Here is a 2984-nt window from a genome sequence, read left to right on the forward strand (position 1 = left end):
TTGTTCACTCAAAACTGGATAAACGGGCCATTGAAAGCCATTCAAAATTGTGGTTAAGTCCTCGATCGATTAGTATTCGTCAGCTGCACACGTCGCCGCGCTTCCACCTCGAACCTATCTACCTCATCGTCTTTGAGGGATCTTACTTACTTGCGTAATGGGAAATCTCATCTTGAGGGGGGCTTCATGCTTAGATGCTTTCAGCACTTATCCCGGCCACACATAGCTACCCAGCGATGCTCTTGGCAGAACAACTGGTACACCAGCGGTGTGTCCATCCCGGTCCTCTCGTACTAAGGACAGCTCCTCTCAAATTTCCTACGCCCACGACGGATAGGGACCGAACTGTCTCACGACGTTCTGAACCCAGCTCGCGTACCGCTTTAATGGGCGAACAGCCCAACCCTTGGGACCGACTACAGCCCCAGGATGCGATGAGCCGACATCGAGGTGCCAAACCTCCCCGTCGATGTGGACTCTTGGGGGAGATAAGCCTGTTATCCCCGGGGTAGCTTTTATCCGTTGAGCGATGGCCCTTCCATGCGGAACCACCGGATCACTAAGCCCGTCTTTCGACCCTGCTCGACTTGTAGGTCTCGCAGTCAAGCTCCCTTCTGCCTTTACACTCTACGAATGATTTCCAACCATTCTGAGGGAACCTTTGGGCGCCTCCGTTACACTTTAGGAGGCGACCGCCCCAGTCAAACTGCCCGCCTGACACTGTCTCCTRCCCCGATAAGGGGCAAGGGTTAGAAGTTCAATACAACCAGGGTAGTATCCCACTGACGCCTCCACCGAAGCTGGCGCTCCGGTATCTCAGGCTCCTACCTATCCTGTACAAGTTGTACCAAAATTCAATATCAGGCTACAGTAAAGCTCCACGGGGTCTTTCCGTCCTGTCGCGGGTAACCTGCATCTTCACAGGTACTATAATTTCACCGAGTCTCTCGTTGAGACAGTGCCCAGATCGTTACGCCTTTCGTGCGGGTCGGAACTTACCCGACAAGGAATTTCGCTACCTTAGGACCGTTATAGTTACGGCCGCCGTTTACTGGGGCTTCAATTCGCACCTTCGCTYGCGCTAAGCACTCCTCTTAACCTTCCAGCACCGGGCAGGCGTCAGCCCCTATACGTCACCTTACGGTTTTGCAGAGACCTGTGTTTTTGCTAAACAGTCGCCTGGGCCTATTCACTGCGGCTCTCTCAGGCTTTAACACCCTAATAGAGCACCCCTTCTCCCGAAGTTACGGGGTCATTTTGCCGAGTTCCTTAACGAGAGTTCTCTCGCTCACCTTAGGATTCTCTCCTCGACTACCTGTGTCGGTTTGCGGTACGGGCACCTTCCACCTCGTTAGAGGCTTTTCTTGGCAGTGTGAAATCAGGAACTCCAGACCTAATGGTCCTTGTCATCACAGCTCAACGTTATAGAAACGGGATTTGCCTCGTTTCACGCCTCACTGCTTGAACGCGCATAACCAACAGCGCGCTTACCCTATCCTTCTGCGTCCCCCCATTACTCAAACGGTGGAGTGGTGGTACAGGAATATCAACCTGTTGTCCATCGTCTACGCCTATCGGCCTCGACTTAGGTCCCGACTAACCCTGAGCGGACGAGCCTACCTCAGGAAACCTTAGTCATTCGGTGGACGGGATTCTCACCCGTCTTTCGTTACTCATACCGGCATTCTCACTTCTAAGCGCTCCACCAGTCCTTACGGTCTAGCTTCAACGCCCTTAGAACGCTCTCCTACCACGGATTCCMKAAGGAATCCATCCACAGCTTCGGTGAATTGTTTAGCCCCGATACATTTTCGGCGCAGCGTCACTCGACCAGTGAGCTATTACGCACTCTTTAAATGATGGCTGCTTCTAAGCCAACATCCTGGTTGTCTAAGCAACGCCACATCCTTTTCCACTTAACAATTACTTTGGGACCTTAGCTGGTGGTCTGGGCTGTTTCCCTCTTGACTACGGATCTTATCACTCGCAGTCTGACTCCCAATTATAAATCTCTGGCATTCGGAGTTTGTCTGAATTCGGTAACCCGGGATGGGCCCCTAGTCCAAACAGTGCTCTACCTCCAGGATTCTCAAAATTGAGGCTAGCCCTAAAGCTATTTCGGAGAGAACCAGCTATCTCCAGGTTCGATTGGAATTTCTCCGCTACCCACACCTCATCCCCGCACTTTTCAACGTGCGTGGGTTCGGGCCTCCAGTAAGTGTTACCTTACCTTCACCCTGGACATGGGTAGATCACCTGGTTTCGGGTCTACAACTACATACTCTATCGCCCTATTCAGACTCGCTTTCGCTGCGGCTCCGCCTTCTCAGCTTAACCTTGCATGCAATCGTAACTCGCCGGTTCATTCTACAAAAGGCACGCTATCACCCATTAACGGGCTCTAACTACTTGTAGGCACACGGTTTCAGGATCTATTTCACTCCCCTTCCGGGGTGCTTTTCACCTTTCCCTCACGGTACTGGTTCACTATCGGTCACTAGGGAGTATTTAGCCTTGGGAGATGGTCCTCCCAGATTCCGACGGAATTTCACGTGTTCCGCCGTACTCAGGATCCACTCAGGAGAGAACGAACTTTCGACTACAGGGCTTTTACCTGCTGCGGCGGACCTTTCCAGATCGCTTCGTCTAACTCGTTCCTTTGTAACTCCGTATTGAGTGTCCTACAACCCCAAGAAGCAAGCTTCTTGGTTTGGGCTCTTCCCGTTTCGCTCGCCGCTACTCAGGGAATCGATTTTTCTTTCTCTTCCTCCAGGTACTTAGATGTTTCAGTTCCCTGGGTGTGCCACGGATACGCTATGTATTCACGTAAACGTACTGCTCGATTAAAAACAGTGGGTTTCCCCATTCGGAAATCTCCGGATCAAAGCTTACTTACAGCTCCCCGAAGCATATCGGTGTTAGTACCGTCCTTCATCGGCTCCTAGTGCCAAGGCATTCACCGTGCGCCCTTATTAACTTAACCG

1 rRNA gene is annotated in these 2984 nt (G+C 51.9%); it reads right to left on the reverse strand.

Annotation, left to right across the window (positions count from 1 at the left end):
• Nucleotides 1-49: 49 nt before the first annotated feature.
• Nucleotides 50-2983 (reverse strand): 23S ribosomal RNA (locus tag AC1DOS_RS19135).
• Nucleotide 2984 lies beyond the last annotated feature (1 nt).

This window comes from Paenisporosarcina sp. P5_A11 (genome assembly GCF_056400705.1).